The sequence below is a fragment of the Lentzea sp. JNUCC 0626 genome (assembly GCF_043632865.1).
In the GTDB taxonomy this organism is placed as follows: Bacteria; Actinomycetota; Actinomycetes; order Mycobacteriales; family Pseudonocardiaceae; genus Lentzea.
On the sequence record NZ_CP171635.1, the window covers coordinates 769,666 to 791,346 of the forward strand.

At 69.2% G+C, this 21,681-nt stretch carries 17 protein-coding genes; 11 read left to right on the top strand and 6 right to left on the bottom strand.

Annotated features, from left to right (window positions below; translation table 11 throughout):
* The first annotated feature begins 1 nt into the window (after nt 1).
* Genes JNUCC0626_RS03675 through JNUCC0626_RS03685 form a run of 3 tightly spaced genes read left to right on the top strand, consistent with a single transcriptional unit; the run spans nt 2 to nt 3,357 of the window.
* On the top strand, nt 2–817 hold the full coding sequence (locus JNUCC0626_RS03675; RefSeq protein WP_394618218.1) for a carbohydrate ABC transporter permease: 816 nt from the start codon (nt 2–4) through the stop codon (nt 815–817).
* A 4-nt stretch (nt 818–821) separates the two neighbouring features.
* Entirely contained in the window at nt 822–1,817 is a 996-nt protein-coding gene (locus JNUCC0626_RS03680; protein ID WP_394618219.1) for an endo-1,4-beta-xylanase, read from the top strand.
* A gap of 13 nt (nt 1,818–1,830) precedes the next feature.
* Nucleotides 1,831–3,357: a glycoside hydrolase family 43 protein gene (locus JNUCC0626_RS03685; protein ID WP_394618220.1), complete on the top strand. Its 1,527-nt coding sequence runs from the start codon at nt 1,831–1,833 to the stop codon at nt 3,355–3,357.
* A 70-nt stretch (nt 3,358–3,427) separates the two neighbouring features.
* Here the strand turns inward: JNUCC0626_RS03685 and JNUCC0626_RS03690 are convergent, their stop codons facing one another.
* The 5 genes from JNUCC0626_RS03690 to JNUCC0626_RS03710 form a co-directional block, all read right to left on the bottom strand.
* Entirely contained in the window at nt 3,428–4,021 is a 594-nt protein-coding gene (locus JNUCC0626_RS03690) for an MmpS family transport accessory protein (RefSeq protein WP_394618221.1), read from the bottom strand.
* 124 nt (nt 4,022–4,145) lie between these two features.
* On the bottom strand, nt 4,146–5,102 hold the full coding sequence (gene yjfF / locus JNUCC0626_RS03695) for a galactofuranose ABC transporter, permease protein YjfF (protein WP_394618222.1): 957 nt from the start codon (nt 5,100–5,102) through the stop codon (nt 4,146–4,148).
* The gene (locus JNUCC0626_RS03700; RefSeq protein ID WP_394618223.1) at nt 5,099–6,079 is read right to left on the bottom strand and encodes an ABC transporter permease; all 981 of its coding nucleotides are present in this window, start codon (nt 6,077–6,079) and stop codon (nt 5,099–5,101) included. Before JNUCC0626_RS03700 ends, yjfF begins: the two co-directional genes overlap by 4 nt.
* The gene (locus tag JNUCC0626_RS03705) at nt 6,076–7,605 is read right to left on the bottom strand and encodes a sugar ABC transporter ATP-binding protein (protein ID WP_394618224.1); all 1,530 of its coding nucleotides are present in this window, start codon (nt 7,603–7,605) and stop codon (nt 6,076–6,078) included. Before JNUCC0626_RS03705 ends, JNUCC0626_RS03700 begins: the two co-directional genes overlap by 4 nt.
* 96 nt (nt 7,606–7,701) lie before the next feature.
* Entirely contained in the window at nt 7,702–8,670 is a 969-nt protein-coding gene (locus tag JNUCC0626_RS03710; protein WP_394618225.1) for an ABC transporter substrate-binding protein, read from the bottom strand.
* Between the two features lie 164 nt (nt 8,671–8,834).
* Here JNUCC0626_RS03710 and JNUCC0626_RS03715 point away from each other — a divergent pair, with 164 nt between their 5' ends.
* From JNUCC0626_RS03715 to araA, 6 genes are all read left to right on the top strand, one after another.
* Nucleotides 8,835–11,303: an alpha-L-arabinofuranosidase C-terminal domain-containing protein gene (locus JNUCC0626_RS03715; RefSeq protein WP_394618226.1), complete on the top strand. Its 2,469-nt coding sequence runs from the start codon at nt 8,835–8,837 to the stop codon at nt 11,301–11,303.
* Nucleotides 11,300–12,733 carry a family 43 glycosylhydrolase gene (locus JNUCC0626_RS03720; protein ID WP_394618227.1) on the top strand — a complete coding sequence of 478 codons (1,434 nt, stop codon included), beginning with the start codon at nt 11,300–11,302 and terminating at the stop codon, nt 12,731–12,733. Before JNUCC0626_RS03715 ends, JNUCC0626_RS03720 begins: the two co-directional genes overlap by 4 nt.
* A gap of 109 nt (nt 12,734–12,842) precedes the next feature.
* Nucleotides 12,843–13,829 carry a LacI family DNA-binding transcriptional regulator gene (locus JNUCC0626_RS03725; protein WP_394621959.1) on the top strand — a complete coding sequence of 329 codons (987 nt, stop codon included), beginning with the start codon at nt 12,843–12,845 and terminating at the stop codon, nt 13,827–13,829.
* Nucleotides 13,830–13,992: 163 nt separating this feature from the next.
* Entirely contained in the window at nt 13,993–15,666 is a 1,674-nt protein-coding gene (gene araB, locus JNUCC0626_RS03730; protein WP_394621960.1) for a ribulokinase, read from the top strand.
* Complete coding sequence (locus JNUCC0626_RS03735; protein ID WP_394618228.1) at nt 15,666–16,319, top strand: L-ribulose-5-phosphate 4-epimerase; 654 nt, start codon at nt 15,666–15,668, stop codon at nt 16,317–16,319. Before araB ends, JNUCC0626_RS03735 begins: the two co-directional genes overlap by 1 nt.
* A gap of 17 nt (nt 16,320–16,336) precedes the next feature.
* Nucleotides 16,337–17,839, top strand: coding sequence for an L-arabinose isomerase (araA, locus tag JNUCC0626_RS03740; RefSeq protein ID WP_394618229.1), 1,503 nt, complete (start codon nt 16,337–16,339; stop codon nt 17,837–17,839).
* On the opposite strand, the gene JNUCC0626_RS03745 is transcribed toward araA, so the two are convergent.
* Entirely contained in the window at nt 17,809–18,639 is an 831-nt protein-coding gene (locus JNUCC0626_RS03745) for an alpha/beta fold hydrolase (RefSeq protein WP_394618230.1), read from the bottom strand. The two genes, araA and JNUCC0626_RS03745, sit on opposite strands and share 31 nt — an antisense overlap.
* A gap of 193 nt (nt 18,640–18,832) precedes the next feature.
* Between JNUCC0626_RS03745 and JNUCC0626_RS03750 the strand changes: the two genes are divergently transcribed.
* Entirely contained in the window at nt 18,833–19,549 is a 717-nt protein-coding gene (locus JNUCC0626_RS03750) for a hypothetical protein (RefSeq protein WP_394618231.1), read from the top strand.
* 156 nt (nt 19,550–19,705) lie between these two features.
* Complete coding sequence (locus JNUCC0626_RS03755) at nt 19,706–21,676, top strand: RICIN domain-containing protein (protein ID WP_394618232.1); 1,971 nt, start codon at nt 19,706–19,708, stop codon at nt 21,674–21,676.
* The last annotated feature ends 5 nt before the right edge of the window (nt 21,677–21,681 follow it).

A 21,681-nucleotide genomic window follows, 5' to 3' on the forward strand; every position in this document is an offset into this window, starting at 1 on the left:
GATGTCACGTCGCAACGCTGTCGGCTATCTCGCCGCGTTCGCCGTCATCGGCGTGACGGTGGTGCCGCTGTTGTTCGTGGTGCTGGGCGGTTTCCGGACCACGGCGCAGATCAACTCCTCACCGGCCGGGTTGCCCGGCCCGTTCGTGTGGGACAACTACGCGGAGGTCGCGGGCTCGCCGGTGTTCTGGCGGCTGCTGGGCAACAGCGCGTTGATCGCGGTGATCGCGACGACGCTCGCGGTCGTGCTGGGCGCGATGGCGGCGTTCGCGTTGTCCCGCTACCGGTTCTGGGGGCGTGAAGGGGTCTACACCCTGTTCACGCTCGGCCTGTTGTTCCCGTTGGGCGTGGCGACGTTGCCGCTGTACCTGTGGCTGCGTCAGCTGGGGCTGCTGGAGAACCCGCTCGGCGTCGCGATCCCGGAGGCGGCGTTCTCGTTGCCGGTGACGATCGTGATCCTGCGGCCGTTCATGAACGCGATCCCCGGCGAACTGGAGGACGCGGCTTTGCTCGACGGCGCCGCCAAGCTCGGGTTCTTCTGGCGGATCCTGCTGCCGCTCTCGCGTCCGGCGCTGATCACGGTGTCCGTGCTGGCGTTCGTCACCAGCTGGAACTTCTACCTGTTGCCGTTGCTGGTGTTCAACGACTCCACCAACTTCACCCTCCCGCTCGGGGTGGCGATGTTCCAGTCCGAGCACACCCAGGACACCGCGAAGGTGCTCGCCTTCACGGCGTTGTCCATGATTCCCGCGCTCGCGTTCTTCGTGCTCGCCGAACGCCGGATGGTCGGCGGACTGACCGGCTCCGTGAAGGGATGAGACCGTGCGAACCCGATTAGCCGTTGGTCTTGCGCTGCTCGTGGTGCTGGTGCAGGCCGCACCCGCTTCCGCCGCGAGACCGTTGAAGGACGTGACGAAGAGGTACGTGGGCAGCGCGGTGGCGGTCCAGCACCTCACCGCCGAGGCCGACTACCGGAAGGTGCTGACGCGGGAGTTCGACAGCGTCACGCCTGAGAACGAGATGAAGTGGGGTGTGGTCGAGGCGGTGCGCGGCCAGTACGACTGGTCGGGCGCCGACGCGATCGTCGACTACGCGCGGCGCACCGGCAAGTCCGTGCGCGGGCACACGTTGGTGTGGCACAGCCAGTTGCCGGACTGGGTCGGTGGGCTGGAGGCGCGGGAACTGCGGGACGTCGTTCGGCAGCACGTGTTCGCGGAGGCCGGTCGGTACCGGGGCAAGATCCGCGCTTGGGACGTCGTGAACGAGGCGTTCAACGAGGACGGCACGCGCCGACCGACTGTGTTCCAGGAGAAGCTCGGCGACAACTACATCGCCGACGCGTTCCGGTGGGCGCACAAGGCAGACCCGAAGGCCAAGCTGTACGTCAACGACTACAACATCGAGGGGCTCAACCCCAAGAGCGACGCGACGTACGAGCTGGTGCGGTCGTTGAAGCGGCAGGGCGTGCCGATCCACGGCGTCGGCATCCAGGGACACCTGTCGCTGCTGTACGGGTTCCCGTCGGGGATGAAGGAGAACATCGCCCGGTTCGCGGCGCTCGGGGTGGACGTGGCGATCACCGAGGCCGACGTGCGGATCCCGCTGCCGGTGACGCCGGAGAAGCTCGTCGCGCAGGCGGACTACTTCGAGCAGGTCTGGGACGCGTGCCACGCCGTGCGGCGGTGCGTCGAGTTCACCACCTGGGGCTTCACCGACCGGCACTCGTGGGTGCCCGGCGTGTTCCCCGGTGAGGACGCGGCCTGCCTGTTCGACGTCGATCTGCGGCCCAAGCCCGCGTACACCCGGCTCAACCCGTAACCGGAGCGTCCACGTGGGACAGTTCGAGAACCCGATCCTGCCGGGCTCGCACCCCGATCCGTCGGTGTGCCGGGTGGGATCGGACTACTACCTCGTGACGTCGACGTTCGAGTACTTCCCCGGACTGCCGCTCTACCACAGCCGCGACCTCGTGCACTGGCGACTGCTCGGGCACGTGCTGGACCGGCCGTCGCAGCTGCCGTTGCAGGGTGTGCGGCCGTCCGGTGGGCTGTACGCGCCGACGATCCGGCACCACGACGGGACGTTCTACGTGGTGTGCACGCTGGTCGACGGGGTGGAGCGCAGCGGCAACTTCGTGGTGACGGCTGCGGATCCGGCGGGTCCGTGGTCGGAACCGGTCTGGCTGCCCGAGGCGGATGGGTTCGACCCGTCGTTGTTCTTCGACGCCGGCCGTGCCTGGTGGACCGCTACGCGCGAGGTCCCTGGTGGTGCGCCGGGGCAGACCGAAGTGTGGCTGCGCGAGTTCGATCTATCCGGGTTGCGGCTGGTCGGTGACGAGTACGTGCTGTGGACCGGCGCGATGCGGGACTCGGTGTGGCTCGAGGCACCGCATCTGTACGAAGTGGACGGACGCTACGTGTTGCTGTGCGCGGAGGGTGGCACGGACTTCGAGCACTCTGTGGTTGTCGCGACCGCGGACGTCGTCACCGGTCCGTATCGGAGTTCGCCGCTGAACCCCGTGCTGACCCACCGCCACCTGGGGCGGGACCACCCGATCGCCGCCACCGGGCACGCCGATCTCGTTCGCACGCAACGTGGGGAGTGGTTCGCGGTGCTGCTCGCCACCCGGCCGTACGGCGGGTACGTCTACAACCTGGGGCGCGAGACGTTCCTCGTGCCGGTGACGTGGGAGGCGGGCGGTCCTGTCTTCAGCCCGGGTACCGGCCGGGTCGAGATGGCCTACGACCTGCCGGATCTGCCGCCGTATCCGTGGCCCGAGGCGGACGACTTCTGCGCACTTGACCCCGCGTGGATGGTGCTGCGGACGCCGGACGAGCGGTTCTGGTCCGTGGTGGACGGACGCCTCCGGATGCGGCTGCGCCCGGATTCGATCACGGGACTGGGTACGCCTGGCGCGGTGTTCCGGCGGCAGCAGCACCAGAGTTTCCACGTGTCCTGCTCGCTCGACTTCGTGGCGGCGGGCCCGTCCGAGGTGGCGGGGCTGGTGTTGTTGCAGAACAACGACCATCACGTGCGGCTCCTGCTTAGTGCCGGGCGTGAGGTCAGCTTGGTGCTGCGCGCGGCTGGGCGTGAGGAGGTGCTCGGGGTCGTCGCGGTGGGGGAGGGCCTGGTGCGGCTGTGCTTCGAGGCTGCCGGGCAGGAGCACCGGGCGTTCGCCGGGGTCGGGGACGGCGAGTGGCAGCAGGTGGGGGAGTCGTTCGACGGCCGGATGCTCAGCACCCAGGCGGCGGGCGGGTTCACCGGCGTCCACATCGGACTGCTCGCGTCCAGTGAAGGCGTGGAGAGCACGTCTTCGGCGGACTTCGTCAGCTTCACGTATCGCGGTCTGGAGGGGTGACCGCCGGGTGGAGGTGATCCCGGGCGCGGGGTCACCTCCACCATCCGGCAGTTCCGATGTCGTGACGGAGCTACTTGCCGAGCGAGCCGATGTTGTCGTTGATGTTGACGACCGCGTACTGGCCGCTGGACTTGCCCTCCTTGACGACCTTGCCGTCGACCGTGATCTTCGCGGTGATCTCCGGGGTGCCCTCACCCGCCTGAGCGAAGATCGTCACCATCTGGAAGGCCTCGCCGGTCGGCAGTTCGAGCGTCTTCGACCACGGCAACTTCACGTCGCCTTCCTGCTGGGTCGAGGTCATGCCGTCGGTGGTGTACGTGATGGAGTTCGCCGTGCCGGCACCGCTGACCTCGTACACCACGGTCCGCTTGGCGGCCGCCGGAGCCTGCTGCTGGACCGGTGCGGGCTGCTGCGCCGGGGCTTGGGGCGCGGCGGTGTTCGTGTCGGCACCCGTGCTGGTGGTGTTCTGCGGTGCCTTGCCGCCGTTGGCAACGCTGCTGACGATGATCAGCAGCAAGATCGCGCCGACTACCCAAGGCCACTTCTTGGCCTTCTTCTTCGGTGGCTGCGGGTATGGCTGGAACGGCTGACCAGGGGGCATCGGCTGCTGGAACTGCTGCTGAAATTGCTGCTGAGGGCCCTGCGGCGGCTGCGGATACGACATGGTGGCAAGACTCCCGACAGGTGGTGGTGACCGAACGGCGCACCGGACGCACCGAATGTCGTAACCCACCGTGACCGCGTTACGGGTCTCCCTCGAACGGGTGAACGTCGGGTCGGATTGCCGGTCAGCGCCGGACCATCGTTCGCTGCACCGCGATGAACACCAGCAGCAGCACCCCGATCACGATCTTCGTCCACCACGAGCTGAGCGTGCCCTGGAACGAGATCAGCGTCTGGATCGTGCCGAGCACCAGCACTCCGGCGAGCCCGCCGAGCACGTACCCGACCCCACCCGCGAGCAGCGTGCCACCGATCACCACGGCGGCGATGGCGTCGAGTTCCATGCCGACGGCGTGCAGGCCGTAGCCGGACAGCATGTAGAGGCTGAACAGCAGCCCGGCCAGGGACGAGCAGAGGCCGCTGATCACGTAGACACCGACCTTGACGCGCCCGGCGGGCAGGCCCATGAGCAGCGCGGACGACTCGTTGCCGCCCACCGCGTAGACCGTGCGGCCGAAGCGGGTGCGGTGCAGCACGTACATCGCGGCGGCCACGACCAGCAGCGCGATCACGACGTTGTAGGTGATGGTGACGCCGCCGGGCAGTTCGATCGCCGCGGTGGCGACGTCGCGGAACGTTCTGTCCTTGATGGACACCGACTCCACGCTGATCAGGAAGCACAGGCCGCGGGCGAGGAACATGCCGGCGAGCGTCACGATGAACGGCTGGACGTCGAACTTGTGGATCACCAGGCCCATCAGGAGACCGAGGGTGGCGCCGATCAGCAGCACGGCGACGATCACCAGCGGTACCGGCCAGCCCGCGCGCAGGCCCGAGGCGGTGACCATGGTCGACAGCGCGACGACCGACCCCACGGACAGGTCGATGCCGCCGCTGAGGATCACGAACGTCATGCCGGCGGCGAGCACGATCAGGAAGGCGTTGTCGATGAACAGGTTCGCGACGACCTGGCCGGACGCGAAGCCGTCGTAGCGGGCCGAGCCGATGCCGAACGCGAGGACGAACAACCCGACGGTGGCCAGTACGGGCAGGAACCGCGCGGGCGGGGTGAGAGTGGTCATGACACGGCCACCTTCCGGAAGCTGAACGCGGCACGGGCTTTCGGCGCCTGGACCAGGCACACGGCGATGACGACGACGGCCTTGAACACCAGCGTCACCTCGGGGGCGACGCCGATCGTGTAGACGGTGGTGGTGAGGGTCTGGATGATCAACGCGCCGAGCAGCGTGCCGGTGAGCGAGTAGCGGCCGCCGGCGAGCGAGGTGCCGCCGATGACGACGGCGAGGATGGCGTCCATCTCGATCCACAGCCCGGCGTTGTTGGCGTCGGCCGCGCTGACGTTGGAGCTGATCATCAGGCCGGCGATGCCCGCGCACACGGCGGCGAACACGTAGACGGTCCAGATGATGGTCCTGGTGCGCACTCCGGCGAGGCGCGACGCCTGCGGGTTCACGCCGACGGCCTCGATCAGCATGCCCAGCGCGGTCTTCCTGGTCGCGAACGCCACCAGGCCGAGCACGAGCAGGCTGATCAGGATCGCGACCGGCAGCACGACGAACCCGGCGCCGACCTGGCGGTACGCGGTGTTGTTGACGGTGACGATCTGGCCCTCGGTCACCAGCATCGCGATGCCCCGGCCGGCCGTCATCAGTACCAGGGTCGCGATGATCGGCTGGATGCCGAGCCCGGCGACCAGGAAACCGTTCCACAGCCCGAGCACCGCGCACAGCACGAGTGCCAGCGCCATGCCCGCGAACGCCGTGCCCGCGCTCGCGGACCCTCCGATGTGGACACACGTCACGGCGCCCGCGATGGCCGCCACGGCGCCGACGGACAGGTCGATGCCGCGGGTGGCGATGACCAGCGTCATGCCCAGCGCGATCAGGAGGGTCGGCGCGCCGTTCTTCAGCACGTCGACCAGGCCGCCGTAGAGGTGGCCGTCCTGCATCCGCAACGAGAAGAACGACGGGGTGAACACGAGGTTGAGGACCAGCAGGGCGACGAGCGCGATCAGTGGCCACAGCAGCCGGTTCTTCACGAGACCACCTTCTCCGGTGCGGCTCCGCCCGCGATCAGTTCCACGACCTCGTCGATGCCGGTCGACCCGTCGAGTTCGGCGATCTTGCGGCGGTCGCGCAGCACGACGATCCGGTCGGCGATCCGCACGACCTCCTCCAGTTCCGCCGAGATGAACAGGACGGCGGTGCCCTCGGCGGCGAGCGTGGTGACGAGTTGCTGAATCTGTGCCTTCGCGCCGACGTCGATGCCCCTGGTGGGTTCGTCCAGGATCAGCAGCCGGGGTTCGGTGACGAGCCAGCGCGCCAGCAACACCTTCTGCTGGTTGCCGCCGGAGAGCGTGCGCACCAGCGCGTCCGGGTTCGCGGGCCGGATGTCCAGTGCCTTCAGGTACTTCTCGACCAGGTGGTCCTTGGTCCGGCGCGGCAGTGGACGGGTCCAGCCTCGGGCCGCCTGCATCGCGAGGACGAGGTTGTCCCGGATCGAGAGGTCCGCGACGAGGCCTTCGCCCTTGCGGTCCTCTGAGCTGAACGCGATGCCCGCCGCGATCGCCTGGCGCGGCCCGCGCAGCTTGAGCGGCCAGCCGTCCACGAGGAGCCTGCCGGAGTCCGCGCGGTCGGCGCCGAACAGCAGCCGCGCCAGTTCGGTGCGGCCCGAGCCCAGCAGCCCGGCGAGGCCGACCACCTCGCCCGCCCGGATGTCGAGGTCGAACGGCTCGATCGCGCCGCGCCGGCCGAGGCCCTCCGCCTGGAGCAGCACCGGGCCCTGGGCGGTGCGCTTGTCCGCCGCGTCCTCGATCGCTTCCAACGCACCGAGGTCGCGGCCGATCATCTGCGCGATCAGCGTGCGCCGGTCGACGTTCGCGGTGAGGTGCTCGCCAACGAGGGTTCCGTTGCGCAGCACCGTCATCCGGTCGGAGATCTCGTAGACCTGGTCGAGGAAGTGCGACACGAACAGGATCGCGACGCCCTCGTCGCGGAGCACGCGCATGATCCGGAACAGCTCCGCGACCTCGCCCGCGTCGAGGCTCGAGGTCGGTTCGTCGAGGACGAGCACGCGGCAGTCGACCGCGATCGCGCGGGCGATGGCGACCAGTTGCTGCACCGCGATCGGGTGTTCGCCGAGGCTCGACGCCGGGTCGACGTGCACGCCGATGCGCGCCAGCACTTCCGCGGCCCGCCGTCGCATCGCCGGGAAGTCGATGCCGCCGAACCGGCGGGGTTCGCGGCCCAGCAGGATGTTCTCCGCGACCGTGAGGTTCGCGCAGAGGTTGACCTCCTGGTACACGGTGCTGATCCCGGCGTGCTGGGCTTCGCCGGGGGAGCCGAACGCGACCTCGACGCCCGCGAGCACGACCTGCCCGGCGTCGGGGCGGTGCACGCCGGTCAGCGTCTTGATCAGGGTGGACTTCCCGGCGCCGTTCTCGCCCATGAGAGCGTGCACCTCACCGGGGAACAGCCGGAAGTCGACTTCCTGCAACGCCTTCACGCCGGGAAACGCGAGGCTGATGCCCCGCATCTCGACGACGGGCGGCGGCGACTCGGTCATGGGCCCTGGCTTTCGTCGCTGGAACCGCGGGGCCCGTCACCCGGATGCGCGTCCATGACGGGGCCCCGCGGGGCTTTGGGAGCGTTCAGTACTGGCTCAGTACTGACGGGTCGGGAGCGCGGCCTTGGCCTGCTCCTGCGTGAACGTGCCTTCCTCGGTCACGACCCGCGCCGGCACGTCCTCGCCCGCCACGACCTTCTTCGCGAGCTCCATCAACTGCTTGCCCAGCAACGGGTTGCACTCGACGATGAAGTTGATCTCGCCGTTCGCGAGCGCCGCCATGCCGTCCTTGACCGCGTCCACCGTGATGATCTTGATGTCCTTGCCGGGCACCTTGCCCGCCGCCTTGATCGCCTCGATCGCGCCCAGGCCCATGTCGTCGTTGTGCGCGTACACCACGTCGATCTTCGGCTGGGACTTGAGGAACGCCTCCATGACCTGCTTGCCGCCGGAGCGGGTGAAGTCACCGGACTGCGACGCGACGACCTTGATGTCGGGCTTGGCGGCGATCTTCTCCTCGAAGCCCTTCTTGCGGTCGATCGCGGGCGCCGCGCCCGTGGTTCCCTGCAGTTCCACCACGTTCGTCGCGCCGGTGGCGTTGGCCACCATCCAGTCGCCCGCCTTGCGGCCCTCCTCGACGAAGTCCGACCCGAGGAACGTCTTGTAGAGCGAGGTGTCGTCGGAGTCGATCGAGCGGTCGGTGAGGATCACGGGGATGTTGGCGCGCTTGGCTTCCAGCAGCACGGTGTCCCAGCCGGTCTCGACGACCGGGCTGAACGCGATCACCGACACCTTCTGCTGGATGTAGGAGCGGATCGCCTTGATCTGGTTCTCCTGCTTCTGCTGCGCGTCGGAGAACTTCAGGTCGATCCCGGCGGCCTTGGCCTCGTCCTGGACCGACTTGGTGTTGGCGGTGCGCCAGCCGCTCTCGGCACCCACCTGGGCGAAGCCCATCGTGATGGTGTCACCGGACGAGCCGGTGCTCGCACCGCCGCCTCCCGAACCACACGCGGTGAGCGCGCTCAGCAGGACCACGCTGGCGACGGTCGTGATCTTCTTCAGCACTGGGGTTCCTCCGGAGTGACGACGGTGTCTCGGAGCTCGACCGCGGGTTCCGCGGCTGTCAGGTGGACAAGAGTGAACGCTCACAACTGCGGCGTCAAGGGGTTGCCCGTAACGAGTACGCAGCCCTATGTTAACGCTCACTTCCGAGCTTGGGAGGAACCCCTGTGTCCCGCAAGCACGTACTGCTGAGCGCTGCCCTCGCAGCGAGCCTCCTGGTCGCCGTTCCCGGATCCGGCGCGGCCGCCGAGACCGACTACACCCTCAAGATCGACGCCACGAAGAAGGGCCCGTCGATCGACGATTCGATGTACGGCGTCTTCTTCGAGGACATCAACCGGGCCGCGGACGGCGGCCTGTACGCCGAGCTGGTGCAGAACCGCTCGTTCGAGTACGACCCCGCGGACAACGCGAGCTATCACGGCCTCACGTCGTGGGCCCCGCACAGCGGCACGATGGACGTCGTCGACGACACCGGCCGCATGAACGAGCGCAACCGCCGTTACCTGAAGCTGGGCCTGCCCGCCGGAGTCATCAACTCCGGCTACAACAGCGGAATCGCGGTGCAGAGCGGCCAGCGCTACGACTTCTCGGTGTGGGCGCGCGCCGGCCAGGCCACCTCGCTCACCGCGACGATCACCGATCCCGCCGGGTCCGCTTTGGGCGCCCCGGTGCAGGTCCAGGTCCGCGGCGACGGCTGGACCCGGTACACCGCAACGATTCGCGCGACGAAGTCCAGCACCACCGGCAGGCTCCTGGTGACCGGCGGCGGCACCGGGACCCTGAGCCTCGACATGATCTCGCTGATGCCGCAGGACACCTTCAAGGGCCACGGCCTGCGGCGCGACCTGGCCGAGAAGATCGCCGCGCTCAAGCCCGGCTTCGTCCGGTTCCCCGGCGGCTGCCTGGTCAACACCGGCAGCCACTACGGCTACGAGGCACCGAACTTCGAGCGCCGCCGTTCGTACCAGTGGAAGGACACCATCGGACCGGTCGAGCAGCGCGCCACGAACTCGAACTTCTGGGGCTACAACCAGTCCTACGGCCTCGGCTACTTCGAGTACTTCCAGTTCTCCGAGGACGTCGGCGCGATGCCGTTGCCCGTCGTGCCCGCACTGGTCACCGGCTGCGGCCAGAACCGCGCCACCGACGACCCCGTCTTGCTGCAACGGCACATCCAGGACACGCTCGACCTGATCGAGTTCGCGAACGGCCCTGCCGACTCGACGTGGGGTCGTAAGCGCGCGGAAATGGGCCACCCCAAGCCGTTCAAGCTCACGCACCTCGCCGTGGGCAACGAGGAGAACCTGCCCGACGAGTTCATGGCGCGGTTCGTGCGGTTCCGCGACGCGATCAAGGCGCGGTACCCGGAGATCACCGTCGTCGGCAACTCCGGCCCCGACGACACCGGCGGCACGTTCGACCGGCTGTGGCAGCTCAACCGGCAGGCCGGCGTGCAGATGATCGACGAGCACTACTACAACAGCCCGAGCTGGTTCCTGGAGAACAACAACCGCTACGACACCTACGACCGCAACGGCCCCAAGGTGTTCCTCGGCGAGTACGCCTCGCAGGACAACAGGTTCTACAACGCGTTGAGCGAAGCGGCGTTCATGACGGGCCTCGAACGCAACGCCGACGTCGTGAAGCTCGCCTCGTACGCGCCGTTGCTGGCCAACGAGGACTACGTCCAGTGGCGCCCGGACATGATCTGGTTCAACAACCACGCGTCGTGGGGCTCGGCGAGCTACGAGTCGCAGAAGCTCTTCATGACGAACGTGGGTGATCACGTGGTGCCGAGCACCACGTCCGCCACGCCGTCGACGCAGACGCCCATCACCGGCGCGATCGGCCTCTCCACCTGGGCGACCGCCGCGAGCTACGACGATGTGAACGTGACCAGCGCGGCCGGGCAGACGTTGTTCGGCGACGACTTCTCCGGCGGCGACGCGAAGTGGACCAAGTCCGGTCGCGGTGCCTGGAACGTCGTCAACGGCGCGTACGTCCAGTCCGACGCGGCCGCCGAGGACACGCTCGTCACGGCGGGGGACAGGACGTGGCGTGACTACACGCTGAGCGTCAAGGCGACCAAGCAGTCCGGCCGTGAAGGTTTCCTCATCGCGTTCGGCGTGCAGGACACCGGCAACTACTACTGGTGGAACCTCGGCGGCTGGAACAACACCCAGTCGGCGGTGGAGAAGGCCGTCGGCGGCGGCAAGAACACCTTGCTGAGCAACGGAACCCGCATCGACACCGGTCGCACCTACGACGTGCGGATCGAGGTGCGCGGACGGCACGTCGCGTTGTTCCTCGACGGTCAGAAGTGGGGCGAGTTCACCGACGACAAGGCCGCCGAGCCGTTCCGCCAGGTCGTCACCCGCGACCTCGCCACCGGCGAGCTGATCGTCAAGGTCGTCAACGCCCAGCCCGACGCGGCCCGCACCCGCATCGACCTCGGCGTGCCGGTGGCCTCGACGGCACGGGCGACCGTGCTGCAGGGCCGTCCCGACGACGTGAACACCGAGTTCACCCAGCCGATCCGCGCGGTTGCCTCGCAGGTCAGGGTCGCGAGCAGCTTCACGCACACGTTCCCGCCCCACTCCGTCACGTTCCTCCGGATCAGGAGCCGCTCGTGATCACCCGACGTTCCCTGCTGGCCTCCGGCGGCGTGCTCGCCGCCGGCACCGCCCTCACGTCCGCCGCGCCCGCTGCCGCCGCCGAGACCCCGGCGGAGCTGCCGACCCGCAACCCCCTGGTCGAGCAACGCGCCGACCCGTTCATCACGCCGCCGACCGACGGCATGTACTACCTCACCGGGTCCGTGCCCGAGTACGACCGGGTGGTGATCCGCGGAGCGTCCACACTGGACGGACTGGCGGCCGCCCGGGAACGCACCATCTGGCGGCGACCCGAGTCGGGCCGGATGGGCGGCTACATCTGGGCGCCGGAACTGCACCGGATCGACGGCAGGTGGTACGTCTACTTCGCCGCCGGGGACAAGGACGAGCCGTTCCGCATCCGCACCTACGTGCTGGAGTCGTCGAACGCGGACCCGCGCGAGGGCGGCTGGGTGCTGCGCGGGCAGATGGTGACGGCGTGGGACACGTTCACACTCGACGCGACCACGTTCGCGCATCGCGGCAGGCGGTACTTCCTGTGGGCGCAGAGCGAGCCCGGCATCGCCACCAACTCGAACCTCTACATCGCCGAAATGGCCTCACCCCTGGCGTTGAAGAGCGCGCCGGTGCGGATCGCCGTGCCCACGTTGTCGTGGGAGATCCAGGGCTTCAAGGTGAACGAGGGGCCGGCGGTGCTGATCCGCAACGGCCGGGTGTTCGTGACGTACTCCGCGAGCGCCACCGACGCCCGGTACTGCATGGGCCTGCTGACCGCCGATGAGAACGCGAACCTGCTGGACGCGCGGTCGTGGACGAAGTCGCCCTCACCGGTGTTCGCGACCTCCGCGCCGACCTCGCGGTACGGGCCGGGGCACAACTCGTTCACCACCGTCGGTTCGTCGGACGTGCTCGTTTATCACGCACGCGACTACCGGGACATCGTCGGTGATCCGCTGTTCGACCCGAACCGGCACACCTGTGTCCAGCGGCTGCACTGGAACGCGGACGGCACACCGTCGTTCGGCGTGCCGGTCGGCGTCGGTGGACCGATCACGCGGCTGTCGCCTTTGGACGCCCCGTCGCTCGTGGTACGACATTACGAGTACCGCTTGCGGGTGGACGGCGCCGTCCGCGAGCTCGGTGACACGCAGTTCCGCTTCGTTCCCGGATTCCTGGGAGCGGGCACGGTCGCGATGCAGTCCGTGAACTTCCCCGACCGGTACGTGCGGGTGGACGGGGACGTGCTGCGCATCGACCCGTTCGAGGACACCGATGCCTACGGGCGCGTGGCGAGCTTTGTCCGCGTACCGGGGCTATCGGACAGCGCGGCGGTTTCGCTGCGTGTCGGAACGGACACATATCTCGCTCATGACAATGGCCGAGTGGTGTTGTCTCGGCCCGGGAATGACCGGGACGCGCGACGACGTGCCACATTTCGTCTCGAATGAGTGGAGAATGAGCACTGCATCGAAGCCGACCTGGTGTTATCGCTAACATCAGCGGCGCAGATCAAAGGATCGGAGACCGCTCGTGGAGAAGACCTCGCGTGACCCCGCGATGACCGATGTCGCACGACTCGCCGGGGTGTCGCACCAGACGGTCTCGCGTGTGCTCAACAACCACCCGAACGTCCGCGAACAGACCAGGTTGCGCGTTCAGGCGGCCATCAAGGAACTCGACTACCGGCCCAACCGCGCGGCCCGCGCTCTCGTCACCGGCAAGACGCAGCTCATCGGCGTGGTGGCGCAGAACTCGACGCTCTACGGCCCGGCCTCGCTGCTGTCCGCCTTCGAGGAGGCGGCGGGCGAGGCCGGGTTCGCGGTCAGCGTGGGCCGGGTGAAGGTGCTCGACCGCGACTCGATCGCCGCCGCCGTGGAGCGGCACCGAGACCAGCGCGTGGCGGGCATCGTCGTGATCGCGCCGAACTCCTCGGCCGCCGACGCCCTCGCCGACGTGCCGGCGGGCGTCCCGCTGGTGACCGTGGACGGCGACCCGGACCGCCCGACCCCGCTGGTGACCGTCAACCAGGCGCTGGGCGCGTTCGAGGCGACGAAGCACCTGATGGCGTACGGGCACGAGACGGTGTGGCACGTTTCGGGACCCGCTGACTGGTTCGACGCCGCGGGCCGGGTGGAGGGCTGGCGTGCCGCCCTGGACGCCATCGGCGCCGAGGTCCCGCCGGTCGTGTCCGCCGACTGGAGCGCGGCCTCCGGCTTCCGCGCAGGGCAGATGCTGGCCAGGATGCCCGAGGTCACGGCCGTGTTCTGCTCCAACGACCACCTCGCGCTGGGCGTGCTGCGGGCGATGAGCGAGCGCGGCAGGCGGGTGCCGCACGACGTCAGCGTGGTCGGCTTCGACGACGTGCCCGAGGCCGCCTACTTCATCCCGCCGCTCACGACCGTGCGCCCGGACTTCGCCGCGGTGGCGCGCGAGACGCTCGGGTTGCTGCTCGAGCAGGTCAGCGACGGCGAGACCGCGCAGCCCCAGCGCACGGTCGCGCCGACGCTGGTGAAGCGCGAGAGCGTCGGGCCGCCGCCCAAGTAGTCGCCGGGGGACCGGCTCCGCACGCCTGGCAGGCCTCGCCGCACGGGCCTCGTTGTCGTGCGCTCACCTCAGACGCATTTCGCGCGCTCCCAACGAAATCACGATGTATCGGGCACATCTTGACTCGCGGAATGTTAGCGATAACACTCAGGTCGTGACTGACATGACGATCGACCGGGACGCGTGCGTGGTGGGTGTCGACTTCGGCACGCTGTCCGGTCGCGCCGTGGTCGTGCGCGTCCGCGACGGGGCCGAGCTGGGCACCGCTGTGCACGATTACCGCCACGGTGTGGTGGACCAGGTGCTGCCCGCCACCGGCAGGCCGCTGCCGCCGGAGTGGGCGTTGCAGGTCCCGGCCGACTACCTGGACGTCCTGCGGATCGCCGTCCCACAGGCAGTCGAGGCGGCCGGGATCCGCGCCGACCAGGTGATCGGCATCGGCACCGACTTCACCGCCTGCACGATGGTGCCGGTCACCGACGACGGCACGCCGTTGTGCGAGCTGGCGGAGTTCGCGCAGGAGCCGCACGCGTACGTGAAGCTCTGGCGCCACCACGCCGCCCAGCCGCAGGCGGACCGGATCAACGCGCTCGCCCGGCAGCGCAAGGAACCCTGGCTCGCGCGTTACGGCGGTCTCATCTCCTCGGAGTGGGAGTTCGCCAAGGGGTTGCAGCTGCTGGAGGAGGCGCCCGAGGTCTACGCGGCCACCGCGCGCTGGGTCGAGGCCGCCGACTGGATCGTCTGGCAGCTCAGCGGCACCTACACCCGCAACGCCTGCACCGCCGGCTACAAGGGCATCCACCAGGACGGCGGCTACCCGAGCGAGGAGTTCCTCGCCGAGCTCAACCCGGCGTTCGCGAAGTTCGTCGAGGACAAGCTCGACCACCCGTTGTCCGCGCTGGGGGCCAAAGCGGGAACGCTCACAACGCAGGCCGCTGGGTGGACCGGACTGCCCGAAGGCATCGCGGTCGCGGTCGGCAACGTCGACGCGCACGTCACCGCTCCCGCCGCGCAGGCCGTCGAACCCGGCCAGATGGTCGCGATCATGGGCACCTCCACCTGCCACGTGATGAGCGGTGCCGAGCTGAGCGAGGTGCCGGGCATGTGCGGCGTCGTCGACGGCGGCATCGTGCCGGGGCTCTGGGGGTACGAGGCCGGGCAGAGCGGCGTCGGCGACATCTTCGCGTGGTTCCTGCGCAACCAGGTGCCGCCCGCGTACCACGAGCAGGCCCGGGAACGCGGCCTCGACGTGCACGAGCTGCTCTCGGAACTGGCCTCCGCACAGGAGGTCGGCGAGCACGGGCTCGTCGCGCTCGACTGGCACAGCGGCAACAGGTCCGTGCTGGTCGACCACGAGCTGTCCGGTGTCGTGGTCGGGCAGACCCTCGCCACCAAGGCCGAGGACGTCTACCGGGCGTTGCTGGAGGCCACGGCGTTCGGCACGCGCGTCATCGTCGACACGTTCACCGAGGCGGGCGTCCCGGTCACCGAGCTCGTGATCGCGGGCGGGCTCACCAAGAACGCCCTGCTCATGCAGATCTACGCCGACGTCGTGAACCTGCCGTTGTCGGTGATCGGCTCGGCCCAGGGGCCTGCTCTCGGGTCCGCGATGCACGCCGCGGTCGCCGCCGGTGCGCACGCGAACATCCGGGACGCCGCCGAGGCCATGGGATCGGTGCACCGCGACGTCTACCAGCCGCAGGAGAAGAACGTCGAGGCGTACCAACGGCTCTTCGCCGACTACCTCGAACTGCACGACTACTTCGGCCGCGGTGCCAACGATGTCATGCACCGGCTGCGCGGCTACCGGCGTGCCGCCCTGGAGGGGAAGAGCTGATGTCACCCACGGCAGAGCTGCGCCGCACGGTCGCCGACCTGCACCGCGAGCTGACCCGCTACGAGCTCGTGAGCTGGACCGCGGGCAACGTGTCGGCGCGGGTGCCCGGTCACGAGCTGATGGTGATCAAGCCGTCCGGGGTGTCCTACGACGAACTCGGGCCGCACGCCATGGTCGTGACGGACCTGCACGGCAAGCTCGTCGAGGGTGGGCTGGCGCCGTCCAGCGACACGGCGGCGCACGCGTACGTGTACCGGCACATGCCCGACGTCGGCGGTGTCGTGCACACGCATTCTCCTTACGCCACAGCGTGGGCGGCGCGCGGCGAGCCCATCCCGTGCGTGCTCACGATGATCGCGGACGAGTTCGGCGGGGACATCCCGGTCGGCCCGTTCGCGCTGATCGGCGACGACTCGATCGGCAAGGGCATCGTCGACACCCTCAGCACCAGCAGGTCGAAGGCCGTGCTGATGCGCAACCACGGCCCGTTCACCGTCGGCGCGACCGCCGTCAAGGCGGTGAAGGCCGCGGTGTTGCTGGAGGACGTCGCCCGCACCGTCCACTTCGCACTGCAGCTCGGCACGCCCGACGTGATCGACCCGCGGCACGTCGACCGGCTCTACGAGCGCTACCAGAACGTTTACGGCCAGTGAGCCCAGAAGGAGAGCACATGCCGGACAAGCCCCAGATCTGGTTCCTCACCGGCAGCCAGCACCTCTACGGCCCCGAGACGCTCGACCAGGTCGCGGCCCAGTCCCAGCAGATCCGGCGGATGCTCGCCGACTCCGGCCGGATCAGCGCGGAGATCGTGTGGAAGCCGGTGCTGACCGACTCCGGCGCGATCCGCGCGGTCATGCAGGACGCGAACGCCGACCCGTCCTGCGTGGGCGTGATCGCGTGGATGCACACGTTCTCGCCGGCGAAGATGTGGATCACCGGCCTGGACCTGCTGCGCAAACCGTTGCTGCACCTGCACACGCAGCTCAACGAGGCGCTGCCGTGGTCCAGCATCGACATGGACTTCATGAACCTCAACCAGGCCGCGCACGGCGACCGCGAGTTCGCCTACGTGCAGACCCGCATCGGGGTGGCCCGCAAGACGGTCGCGGGCCACGCGAGCGACCCGGTCGTGGCGCAGCGCATCGACGGCTGGGCGCGCGCGGCCACCGGTCTCGCCCACCTGCGGGGCCTGCGGCTGGCGCGGTTCGGCGACAACATGCGCGACGTCGCCGTGACCGAGGGCGACAAGGTGGAGGCGGAACTGCGGTTCGGCGTCTCCGTCAACACCTACGGCGTGAACGACCTGGTCGCCTTCGTGGACGCCGTGTCGGACGCCAACATCGATCTGCTCGTCGCCGACTACGCCGAGGCCTACCGACTGGCCCCCTCGTTGGCGCGTGGGGGAGAGCAGCACGAGTCGTTGCGCTACGCCGCCCGCATCGAGATCGGCCTGCGGTCCTTTCTGGACGACGGCGGCTTCGGCGCGTTCACCACGAACTTCCAGGACCTGGGCGGGCTCAGGCAGTTGCCCGGCCTCGCTGTGCAACGGTTGATGGCCGACGGCTACGGCTTCGGCGGTGAGGGCGACTGGAAGACGTCCGCGCTGCTCGCGGCCGTCAAGGCGATGGGCACCGGTACCGGCCGCGGCACGTCGTTCATGGAGGACTACACCTACCACTTCGGGCCGGGCGTGCCGAAGATCCTCGGCGCGCACATGCTGGAGGTCTGCCCGACGATCGCGGCCGACCAGCCGTCGTGCGAGATCCACCCGCTGGGCATCGGCGACCGCGAGGACCCGGTGCGCCTGGTGTTCGACGCGGCTCCCGGACCGGCCGTCGTGGTCGGGCTCGCCGACATGGGCGACCGCTTCCGGTTGGTGGCCAACGAGGTCACGGTCGTGCCGCCGGACGAACCGCTGCCGAAGCTGCCGGTCGCGCGGGCCGTGTGGCAGCCGACGCCGTCGCTCTCGACGTCCGCCGAGTGCTGGCTGACCGCCGGCGGCCCGCACCACACCGTGATGACGCAGGCCGTCGGGGCAGAGGTGTTGCGGGACTTCGCGCAGATGGCCGCCACGGAGCTGGTGCTGATCGACTCCGCGACGACCCCGGCGTCGTTCGCGGACCGTCTGCGCTGGAACTCGGCCTACCACCGTCTCGCGGCCGGGATCAGCTGACGGGCGTGGAACTCGGCGATCTGTCGCCACATCGCGACGGGGTTGGAGTACATGGGGAGCTGGCCGCTGTGCGGGATCTCGGCCAGCTCCACCCCGTTCGCGTCCAGCATCGGCAGGTAGGACAGGTTCGCGCACTGCTCGCCGTAGAGGTACATGCGCGGGCAGGGCAGGGACAGGAACTTCTGCAGCAGGTTGCCGTGGTCGGCGAGTTCGACCATGGAGCGGAACAGGGTCGGTACGGCGCCGCGGCGGACCTTGGTGGGCAGGTTCGCCGCGTACAGACCGCCGCCGTAGCAAGGGGTTTCGCGGCTGCGTTCGGCGACGGCGAGGACGTAGCCGGCCGGGTCGCGGTGGTGCAGCGCCTCCCGGCTGAGCACGCAGTCCTCGGGGGCCAGGATGCCCTTGATGTTCACGAAGCTCAGGACTCGGGCCGGTTCGGCGTGGGCGAGCAGGAGTGCGGTGAGGGCGCCGGTCAGGTGGCCGACTACGTGGAACTGGCCGATGCCCGCCCGGTCGAGCAGGGCCCGTGCGGTGTCGGCGAGGAACGGCAGGTCGACCTGGTTGAGGTCCGCGCACTCGGTGGCCCCGGCGCCCGGAGCGTCGTAGGCGAGGAACGAGCGGCCCGCGAAGTCGTGCCGTTGCAGGACGTCCAGGTAGTCCTCCTTGCTCGTGCCGAAGCCGTGCAGGAAGAGGACGGGGGCGTCGGTGCCCTCTCGTCGCTGCACCGAGGCGACCCGGAGGTTCACCCCCTGGACTCGCAACGGAATCTGCTCGTGGACGACTCTGGCAGCCGATGGCATGACTGTTCCCCGGTTCTTCGCAGGTGCAGGGACTGCGGAATGAATCGTGAGCATGCCACTCCGTGTGAACGCTCACAAGTAGTTGAACCTTTCACTTTCCCGGTACGTATCCCGGTATGCCGGCACAAACGTCCCCTAGTCGTGAGGTTCGAAGATGTCGAGAGCTCATGCGCGACCACAGCGGAACAAACGGGTGATCGTCGCCGGAATCGCCGTTGCCGCCACGTTGACGGCGGTCACCGCGGCTGTCGCATTTGCGGGAGGGGAGACGGCGAGCGGCGCGATCGTGTGTCCCCAGCCGGTCGTCCCGGCGGTGCCGGCGGCCGCGCAGGCCGAGGTGCAGCGGGAGCTCGCCGGACTCGACCGGCAGATCGTCGAGGCGAACGAGCGGTTGCGCACGTCGGCTGGTGAAGGCGGGCCGAACTTCGTGCAGAACGCGATCCTCGGGCCGTTGGCGAGCAAGCGGGTCGCGGCGCTGAACCGGATCGAGACCGCGATCGGACGGGTCGCCGAGAAGCCCGAAGGGCTGGAGCGGTTCGCCACCTGCGGACTCGGTCAGGCGCCCGCCGTCTCGGCCCCGCCGGTCACCTCGCGACCGGCGTCCACGAGCACCCCGGTCGCGGCTCGGGGTGTGATCGAGTGCCCGCTTCCGGTGTTGCAGAACGTTCCCGCGGCTGCGCGGGCCGAGGTCGACCGCGAGCTCGCCAACCTCGGCAAGCAGCTGGCCGAGGCGAACGAACGGCTGCGCACGTCGGCCGGTCAGGGCGGGCCGAACTTCGTGCAGAACGCGATCCTGGGTCCGTTGGCGAGCAAGCGGACCGCCGCGCTCGACCGGATCGCGATCGCCATCGGCCGCGTGGAGGCGCGGCCTCAAGGACTGGAGCGCTTCGCCACCTGTTCGCTCAGGTAACTCTCCTCGGGGTTCGAGCGGGCAGGCCCGTCTCCTCGGGGGCGAGCGTTCCCAGAGTCCTGCCGGGCGGGCGCGCCCCCGTCCGGCAGGACCTTGACTCGTCAGTAGGTTGTCGATAGTTGTTAGCGTGAACATCGTCCGTTCGACGGAGAACCGATGACCAGACTCGCTGCTCTGCTCGCCGCTTCGACGCTCCTGATCTCCACCGCGGCCCCCGCCACGGCCGCCGTCGAGACCGTCGCGGTGAGACCGGATCCGACCTACCAGCAGGAGCCGTTCGAGGGCTGGGGCACGAGCCTCGTGTGGTTCGCCAACGCGACCGGCGGCTACCCGGACGAGATCCGGAACCAGCTGGCCGAGCTGCTGTTCGGCGCGGACGGGCTCAACCTGAACATCGCGCGCTACAACATCGGCGGTGGCAACGCCCCGGACGTGCCGTCGTACCTGCGTGCCGGAGCGGCGGTGCCCGGTTGGTGGAAGGCCCCGGCCGGCACCACGCGCACCGACACCGACTGGTGGAAGCCGGGCGACCCGCGCCTCTTCGACGCCGCGGCGGATCCCCGGCAGCGGTGGTGGGTCGACCGGATCAAGCGCGACGTGACGCGCTGGGAGGCGTTCAGCAACTCCCCGCCGTGGTTCCAGACCGTGAGCGGGTACGTGTCCGGCGGCTTCGACCCGAACGCGGACCAGCTGCGGGAGGACCGGATCGGCGACTTCTCCGCGTACCTCGCCCAGGCCTCGGCCGAGCTGGAACGCTCACACGGCATCAGGTTCGCCACCGTCGACCCGTTCAACGAGCCCAACACCCCGTACTGGCGCACGACACTCGGCCCGGACGGCAACCCGACGGGCGGTCGGCAGGAAGGCGCCCACCTGGGCCCCGCCCTGCAGACGAAGGTCGTGCCCGCGATGGCGGAGGCGTTGCGCGCCAACAGGGTCAGGGCCGCCGTCTCCGCGCCGGACGAGACCAACCCCGGCCTCTTCGCCGACGACTGGGCCGGGTACCCGGCAACGGTGCGGGCTCAGGTCGGCCAGTTGAACGTGCACACCTACGGCACGGCCCGCCGCACCTCCGCCCGCGACATCGCCAAGGGCTCCGGCAAGCCGCTGTGGATGAGCGAGGTCGACGGGCACTGGGGCACGGGGCAGAGCTTCACCAGCATGGACCCCGGCCTCGGCATCGCCGAGCGCGTGATCGACGACCTGCGCGAGCTGGAGCCGCGCGCCTGGTTGCTGTGGCAGGCCGTCGAGGACTACGACAACATGAAGCCGGGCGCCGAGTCGCCGGACGGGATGAACTGGGGTGTCGTCCAGATCCCGTTCGACTGCGGGCCCGCGGACACATTGGCGACGTGCCCTGCGCGCGTGAACACGAAGTTCCACGCGCTGCGCAACTTCACCCACTACGTGCGGCCCGGCGACCGTCTCGTGAAGGTCAACACGACGACCGACGTGGCGGCGGTGCGCGGGGGAGAGCTGAAGTCGTTGGTGCACCTGAACAAGAGTGTTCAGGCCCAGTCGGTGGTGCTGGACCTGTCGGCGTTCGCGTCGGTGCGGCCCGGGGCTTCCGTCCGTCCGGTGGTGACGGACGAGCACGGCGCTCTGGTGAAGGGTGCCGCTGTGCGCGTGCAGGATCGCAAGGCGACGCTGTCCGTGCCCGGGCGGTCGGTCACGACGTTCGAGGTGAGCGGTGTCGGCGGGGTGGATCGCTCGGCCGCGCTCGGTGGTGACTACCGGCTGACGGGCGTGCAGAGCGGGAAATCCCTTGCGCCGTCGGGCACTTCGCTCGTGCAGCGGGTCAGTGCTCAAGCCGCCGATCAGATGTGGCGGGTCGAACGCCGCAGTGGTGGCTACGACAGCCGTGCTCAGTTCTCGATCACCAATGTTGCTACCGGGCAGCGGATCGCTGTTGGCGGTGGTGATGTCGTGCTGAGCACTTCGGATGGGCCCGCCGCGCGGTGGGTGTTGTCGTCCACTGGGGACGGAACTTGGACGTTCGTCAACGCGCAGAACGGAAGTCTGCTCGACGTGATCGGGGAGTCGCGTGAGGACGGTGCCCGGATCGGGCTGTACCACGCCACTTCGGGGGCGAACCAGCGTTGGTCGGTGTCCGTTGCGCGCAGCTAGCGGGC